The sequence below is a fragment of the Phytoactinopolyspora endophytica genome, assembly GCF_004138495.1.
GTDB classification, from domain to species: Bacteria; Actinomycetota; Actinomycetes; order Jiangellales; family Jiangellaceae; genus Phytoactinopolyspora; species Phytoactinopolyspora endophytica.
Genome location: NZ_ML142855.1, coordinates 295,626 through 302,739, shown reverse-complemented (window position 1 = coordinate 302,739; position 7,114 = coordinate 295,626). Strand labels below are relative to the sequence as shown.

The following is a 7,114-nucleotide window of genomic DNA, read 5'->3' as shown; positions in this document are numbered from 1 at the left end:
GAACAGGTACACATCCGGCTGCCGCACCAGCGCCCGCGCGATCGCCAACCGCTGCCGCTGCCCACCGGAGACGTTCGTCCCGCCCTGCGCGATCGGCGCGTCCAGCCCTTCCGGCATCGCCTCCACGAAGTCGAGCGCCTGCGCCACTTCCAAAGCCCGCCACAGCTCCTCATCCGTGGCGTCCGGCTTGCCGTAGCGCAGATTGCTCGCCACCGTTCCGGAGAACAGATACGCCTTCTGTGGCACCAATCCGATGCGTTCGCGCAACACCGTGGGATCGACATCGCGCACATCCACCCCACCCACACGCACGGTTCCCGACGTCGCGTCGATCAACCGCGGCACCAGACTGACCAGCGTGGACTTGCCCGCGCCCGTGCTGCCCACCACCGCGATCGTCTCGCCGGGCTCGGCCAGCAAGCGCACGCCCCGCAGCACCGGCTCTTCTGCCCCAGGAAACGAGAAACTCGCCTCGTCCAGCTCCAACGTGATCCGTTCCGCAAGCTCCGTCACCGGCTCCGCGGCGGACACCACCGACGACTCGGTGGCCAGCACCTCGCTGATCCGCTCCGCGGACACCGCCGCGCGCGGAACCATGATGACCATGAACATCGCCATCATCACCGACATCAGGATCTGCATCAGATAGGTCAGGAACGCGGTCAGCGCGCCCACCTGCATCTCCCCGCTGTCCACCCGCAGCCCGCCGAACCACAACACAGCCACGCTCGACGCGTTCAGCACGAGCATCACGAACGGAAACATCAGCGCCATCAGCCGGCCCGCGCGCAGCGCCGTGTCCGTCAGTGCCCGGTTGGCTCCGGCGAACCGGTCGACCTCGTACGGCTCACGCACGAACGCCCGCACCACCCGGATGCCGGTGATCTGCTCTCGCAGTACGCGGTTCACCGAGTCCACGCGCTCCTGCATCGCCCGGAACTGCGGCACCATGCGCCGCGCGATCAACAGCACGCCGACCAGCAGCACCGGAACGCTCACCGCCATCAGCCAGGACAGTTCCACGTCCTGCCGTAGAGCCATGATCACGCCGCCGACGCCCATGATCGGTGCCATCACCACCATGGTCGTGGTCATCATCACCAGCATCTGCACCTGCTGGACATCATTCGTGCTGCGGGTGATCAACGACGGCGCGCCGAACTGCCCGACCTCTCGGGCGGAGAACATGCCCACCCGGTGGAACACCGCACGACGAACGTCCCGGCCGAGCGCCATGGACGCCCGCGCTCCGTAATAGACCGCGAGGATGACCGTCACGACCTGCACCAACGTGACCAGCAACATCCACCCGCCGGTGGAGACGATGTAGTCCGTATCGCCTACCGCGATCCCGTGATCGATGATGTCGGCGTTCAGGCTCGGCAGGTACAGCGCGGCCAACGTGCCGAGCAGCTGCAGTACCACCACAGCCGCGAGCCAGGTTCGATACGGACGCACGTACGTCCGCAACAGACGGATGAGCATGAAAGAGACTCCAGTGGATGTTGTGCCGTTGACGTGCCATGCCTAGACGGACGGTGACGGTGCTGACCGGCACCGCCACGGGTCACGGCCACGGGTCATGGCGACGGGTCGTCACTCGCAGGTCTGTCGTCGCGGATTCTGATCCCGTTGAGCAACAGGTCGACGACCTCGGCCGGTGTCATCAGCGGTCCGTCGGACAGCCGTGGATGGGAGCCACCGAAGGCGACGATCCGCAGCAGGCGTGCGGCATGGGCCGGATCCACGCGCAGCTTGTCACGGTCCGGCTCGAAGAGCTTGACGAGCAGCTCGTGCAGATGCTCGTGCTGCTTCTCCATCTCCTCTCGATCCGCCGGCGGGAAGTTCGCGCGTCCGACAACCGAGGCCAGCTCGATCATGCGGGCCATCCGTTGCTGCAACAGTTCCGCGGCCCATTGCAGCCGTTCGTCCAATGGCGACGAGAGGTCGATGACCAGCAGGCGCTGCTCCATGTCGCCGGGATGGAGCGCTGCCTGGACCGCTTGCTTGAGCAGGTCCTCCTTGGTGTCAAAGACGCGAAAGATGGTGCCCTCGGCGATGTCCGCCGCCTCCGCGATCTGGTGCGTACTGACGTCGAATCCATACGTGCGAACGAGCGGGACCGTGGCGGCGATGATGGCCGCCCGCCGATCCTCAGGCGACATCCGCGCCGCCCGAGTACGCCGCGCTCCCGTTCCGTCCTGCGGTTCGGTCATCATGAGCGCCAGTGTAAATGAGTGAGAACTCACTCACAAGGAGAACCGGTCTCCACACCCCAGTCGGGCGCCAGACCTCCCGCCCATGATCATCGAGGATCCAGCGCGTCATGCCCGTTGCTTAACTGTGACATTTAACCCCTGACCTGCACCGATGTCCGCCGATGAGACCCTAAGCGAGCCGTCGTCAGCGGCCTTGTGTGGTCGTTTTGGGCCGTCCAGGGGCATTAAGCGAGTCTAGCGTTTGTGCTGGTCGGCGTCATGATCAAACCGGTGACGGTCCCCGTTTCGATCACGACTGGTCGTCGTCGGCCTGGTCACTTTTGACCTGGTCGCCCTCGACCTGGGCGCGCAGTAGTTCCAGGCCCATGAACACGACGGCGTTGACGCCGCGGCGGGTCTCGTGGGCGTACGCCTCGGCCCAGTGAAACAGATCAACGTCGCGATCACCCACATACAGGTTCTTGTTCATCCCCATACGGTTCATAGTGGTACACCCCTGGATCGGCACTGATTAGCGCAGTAGGGTGTGGACCAAACAGGCGGACCCCCGCCGGAAGGTAAGTCCGACGAGGGTCCTAGGAACCCACCTAACGGAGAGGTGAATCCCATGGTCGCCAGCGTAGCGACATCCACCCCCACCGCCGACAACGTGTGGCCGACGTCATGCCCGATCTGGTGCGATCGAGCGCATCATCCCGAGTGGCGGGTCCACAGCGTCGAAGTCTCGACGATCATGAAGGACGCCACGACCGGCTGTGAGATCGCCGTCAAGCAGTACGGCACCAAGGACCCGGTCGTCGAGATCGTGCTCCTGTCCGGTAGTGACGAGACGGTCATGCAGTTCGCCCCGGGCACCGTGGAGAATCTGGTCGTCTGCCTGGCCGCCTTTGGTCAGGACGGATCGATCGCGCACGCGATCAGCAAGGCCGTCAACATCCTCGACTGCGGCGATGCCTGATGCTGCCGCATCAGCGCCGACGTGCCCTCGTCTACTGGTGGGTCACGTTGGCCGCTATCGCTGCCGTCGTCGTCCTGGGGACGGTGACGGCAAGATGAATCTTCGTTTCGACGGCGTCGTCCACGGGTCCTATCACTCGACAGTCGTCCCATGGTGCGGATCTTCGACCATCCCGGCCCTGGAGATCGAGTGGACCGACGACGAGATCGACTGTGCCGACTGTCTAGCTATTGAAGGGGACATGAAATGACCCGCAACACACTTATCGCCGTTGGCGCCGCCGTCGTCGCCCTGATCGCCGTGGTTGTCGCGATCGAGGGGACCTCGGCAGGCATGACGACGATCGGGCCGGACGTGGCCGCGTGGGTTGCGGAGCTGTTCCGATGACCCCATAGACGTCCTCGCGCCGGGACGCACCCACCCACCCTCCGGCGCTTGAGGACACAAAGGCGCCCCGGTCTTCTAATCCCCTCGAAGATCGGGGCGCCGCCTTTTGTCGAAGGCCCCGCACCGGAAAGGAATGAAACGGTGCGGGGCCTTCGTCGTGTGGCGCAGGTGCCGACTAGGCCCATGGAAGAGGCCATCATGACCGGCCCTTGCGGGTTGCCTGACCCATTCAGAGATCGACCCGTTGACGCCACGTATGACCCCTGTCAGCCGCCGCGTACCACATTCGCCTCGGCGGGGGTTGTGGGCTGACACCGACAGGGGGGCTTTGTTGTGGGCGCCAGGATCGCCGTTCGTCCGTCTATGGCGAACCTGACGCCGCACAGGCTACGTCGAGGCGACGTGAACGAACCCATCGGGTTCATCGATCGCCAACGCGACCGCTTCCTCCAGCAGGAGCGTGATCTCATTGGTCGTGACCCTGGATAGCGAATCCACCAGGAATGTCGGCGAAATGCCGACCACGAGATGCGACGCCATATTCCACGCGCCGACGATGGCTTCGCCTTCATCGACGTGGTTGGTGATGTAGACCGACATGCCATGAATGGTCGGCAGGAATTCCGCGAACGGCGGGCTGGCCGTACCACCGGAACCCACATCGGCACCGAGCAATGTCGGGGCGTCCGATGGGTTGATGGCGACCAGGTTGGGATTCGAGGCAACATCAGAGTCAGCCACCATGGCCGCCGCCTCAAGGACGGCGTCGGCGCTGACGGACTGATTGAGAAGCTGAATGTCGTCATTGGCGAGAACCGTGTCGACCAGCAGTTCGTCTTCCCGACGCGCCACCTTCGCGGCCAGGACACTACGCAGCTTGCCCTCGAAATTCCGCATCGTCAGAAGGTTCTGACGGGTCGTCCGGGTCCAAATCGCGATCACCGATGGCGTCGCCGAATCCGCGCTGACGTTGTCGTACTCCTGCTTGGTCGCCGTCTCCGAGCCCGGAATATCGGCATCACCCGATCCGAATACCGGGAATTCGACGGAGGTGACGCCAGCGACATTCTCACGCCCCAGTCCGGCCGCTACCGCGATCCGTCGTTCCCGACGAGGCCGGGTCGGCAGTTCCGTAGCCAGATTGTCGGCACCGCTCTCGGATGTGGTGACCGTCGCCCGCGATTCCAGACGGGCATTCGTTCCGACCCGCACGGCGGCGTGTAGACGCTGGAGTTCGTCCCGTGTCGGCATCAGCGACGGCAGGGACTCATCCGAAGAAGAAAAAGGGCTCAATTCCCCGGTGACCAGATTTCCAGGCTGTCCGAAGTCGCCACGGCTTCCCTGTTCGAGGTTGGCCGGATTGCCCGCCAATGCGCGCAGGCGTTCCTTGCGGGTCCGCATTTCGCGGATGGCGTCCTGATGTTCCTCGATCTCGGTGTTGAGGTCGTTCCACCGATCGCGGGCGTGTTCGTCGAACTTCTGACCGTCGTATTCGGCGGCGATGTTCTGGATCTCGGCCCGACATTCGGCGATCCGTTCCTCACGCTCTTCGATCGACGTTGGCGTGTACGTGCTCATGATGAATCTCCGTGATCACACGATGGATATGCCGTGGAATCGCGGGGCACTACCGGCCACAACCGCGATACGGCGGGATCACGGAAACCGTCACCCATCATTGGCGTGGCCGGGCGATCAAACCGGCGCGACTTACCGTGCGCCTTCACGTTAACTCCCCAGGATCATCGGGCACAACCACGTCCGGCATCAGCAGGTGCAGTTCCAGCATGCCTTCGCGTAGACGGAAGGCGATCTGGCCGTCGATGTATTGCTGGAGCCGCTGCGGCCCGTCCGCACGCTCGAACACACGGTCGAATAGTGTCGCGGCGTGCGTGATGAACGTCTCGACGGCCTCAAGGTAAGCCGGGTCTTGCTGGGAGTAATGGTCGAATCCTTGCATGTCATGCTCCTTTGATCCGTAAATCGTCCTGAATTTTGATCTGATCGCCGGAAAAGTTTCGGTCGAGTAAAAATGCCAGGGGCGGGGGTCGTACGGCGCTCTGACCTGCGCCGTAGCGGGGGTACCCCCCGGGGGTGTCGCCCGTGGGGGCATCACGCGGCGTTGTGTGGCTCGTTGAGCGTCGATAGGTGCTGGTCTGGTGGGTGACACCAGACAGGGTGTCTGAGGCCGTCACGGAGGCACACAGCGACGCTCAACGTGCTTGCTGCATTGCTTCTCGACACGAGGCACACAGCTGTCGTCGCTTACGACGGTGGCTGGGGACCACCAGCACCCTGCCGCACCCATCACACTCCACCTCGATCATGCCCGGTTCCGATCGTCGACACGACCGACAGCGTGGGTCGACGACGACGTGGCGGTTGACGGGCACGTCGAGGTACTCGCCACATCCCTCGCAGGGCACCGCCCGGTGAAGTACCGCCCGGTTCACGATCGGTCCCCGTTGCTCGACGGTGACCGGGTCATGTCGATATCCGGGTCTGTCCATGGTTGGCCCCGTGTCGGTCGAGGTGTCCCTGTCGGCGTGGGCCCCGTCGAGAACGAGGTCCCCGTCAACGACGTGGCCCCTTGTGCAGATGTGTCCCCGCTCGTGTCGGACCCCTGTCGTTCGAGGATGTCCCCGACACGACGGACCTCCCCGGCCAGAGCAAGGACGGCGTGGGCAATGGCGGCATCCGCCCCGTATGGCAACTCGAACCACTCGTCATATGAAAGCACCACGTTGGAGACCAGCTTCCGAGATCGGAATTCGGCCATCGCGCGCTTGGCCAGCCGCTCATGGTCTTGAGGCGTGGACTCGAATAGGTCCCGGTCGATCTCGTCCTCCGGTACGCGGGTGACCCCAACGTATCTATTGGTCCGGTTCTCGCGGCGTACCTCTTCACGCCGTTGTTCATGTCGATCAGACATTTATCATTCCTCTCCCCATAGCTTGAATGTCGTTTCCCTGCTCCAACGTTCGTGGTATTTCTCGCCACATTCGAATGTGCCTACGGCTTGGCATTTCGTACAAAAGAACTGCCAACCCTCGTCCGGGATCGTGAAGTCAGGATTCACCTGTTTCACACACGCCCGGATATAGCCGCGACGGTCGCGGACTTTCTTAGGTGCGGATTCGAACCTGTCGCCGATCCATTTCCGTGATTCGGCGGCGGACATCCGCAACGCCATCGACACGAACATGGCCAGTTCCTTCAGCTCGGCCTTGATCGCGTCAACGTCACCTGGAGCCGTCTGCGCGGGATCGTCATCTTGATCATGCGAGGCGCCAGCCTCGCCGTCTTTGTTCTTCACACCGCGAGCGTCGCCGACGTCGGAGCCGCTAGGCGGAGACTCGGCGGCGCGCTCGCGTGTGTGTCTTTGTTCTCGTCGCTGACGCTCCTTGAACTCATTGTGATTGTGGTCGGCTCCCGACTGGTTCTTGTAGTCGGCTCCCGACTGGTTCTTGTAGTCGGCTCCGGACTGGTTCGCGTCGGCAGCCGACTGGTCCCCGCACTTGCTACATAGTCGTATCCCGGCCACAACGCG

9 protein-coding genes are annotated in these 7,114 nt (G+C 63.5%); 2 read left to right on the top strand and 7 right to left on the bottom strand.

All coding sequences use genetic code 11. The features are described 5' to 3' along the window. The 3 genes from ELR45_RS16225 to ELR45_RS16215 all read right to left on the bottom strand — a co-directional run. A partial coding sequence (locus tag ELR45_RS16225) for an ABC transporter ATP-binding protein (protein WP_240759764.1) occupies nt 1-1,485 on the bottom strand: 1,485 nt, incomplete at its 3' end. Nucleotides 1,486-1,580: 95 nt separating this feature from the next. Next, nucleotides 1,581-2,219 carry a TetR/AcrR family transcriptional regulator gene (locus tag ELR45_RS16220; protein WP_129667323.1) on the bottom strand — a complete coding sequence of 213 codons (639 nt, stop codon included), beginning with the start codon at nt 2,217-2,219 and terminating at the stop codon, nt 1,581-1,583. A gap of 289 nt (nt 2,220-2,508) precedes the next feature. Then, nucleotides 2,509-2,688, bottom strand: coding sequence for a hypothetical protein (locus ELR45_RS16215; protein ID WP_129667322.1), 180 nt, complete (start codon nt 2,686-2,688; stop codon nt 2,509-2,511). Nucleotides 2,689-2,826: 138 nt separating this feature from the next. On the opposite strand from ELR45_RS16215, the gene ELR45_RS16210 reads away from it, so the two are divergent. Together ELR45_RS16210 and ELR45_RS35295 are read left to right on the top strand one after the other, a co-directional pair. Further along, entirely contained in the window at nt 2,827-3,177 is a 351-nt protein-coding gene (locus tag ELR45_RS16210; protein ID WP_129667321.1) for a hypothetical protein, read from the top strand. Between the two features lie 246 nt (nt 3,178-3,423). After that, nucleotides 3,424-3,564, top strand: coding sequence for a hypothetical protein (locus ELR45_RS35295; protein ID WP_165367825.1), 141 nt, complete (start codon nt 3,424-3,426; stop codon nt 3,562-3,564). 387 nt (nt 3,565-3,951) lie between these two features. Here the strand turns inward: ELR45_RS35295 and ELR45_RS16205 are convergent, their stop codons facing one another. The 4 genes from ELR45_RS16205 to ELR45_RS38045 form a co-directional block, all read right to left on the bottom strand. Beyond that, nucleotides 3,952-5,142, bottom strand: a complete 1,191-nt coding sequence (locus ELR45_RS16205; protein ID WP_129667320.1) for a phage major capsid family protein — start codon at nt 5,140-5,142, stop codon at nt 3,952-3,954. A 145-nt stretch (nt 5,143-5,287) separates the two neighbouring features. Then, nucleotides 5,288-5,524, bottom strand: a complete 237-nt coding sequence (locus ELR45_RS16200) for a hypothetical protein (protein WP_129667319.1) — start codon at nt 5,522-5,524, stop codon at nt 5,288-5,290. A gap of 489 nt (nt 5,525-6,013) precedes the next feature. After that, nucleotides 6,014-6,496, bottom strand: coding sequence for a hypothetical protein (locus tag ELR45_RS16195; protein WP_129667318.1), 483 nt, complete (start codon nt 6,494-6,496; stop codon nt 6,014-6,016). Between the two features lie 3 nt (nt 6,497-6,499). Further along, the coding region (locus ELR45_RS38045; protein ID WP_205856699.1) for a hypothetical protein at nt 6,500-7,114 on the bottom strand (615 nt) is incomplete at its 5' end.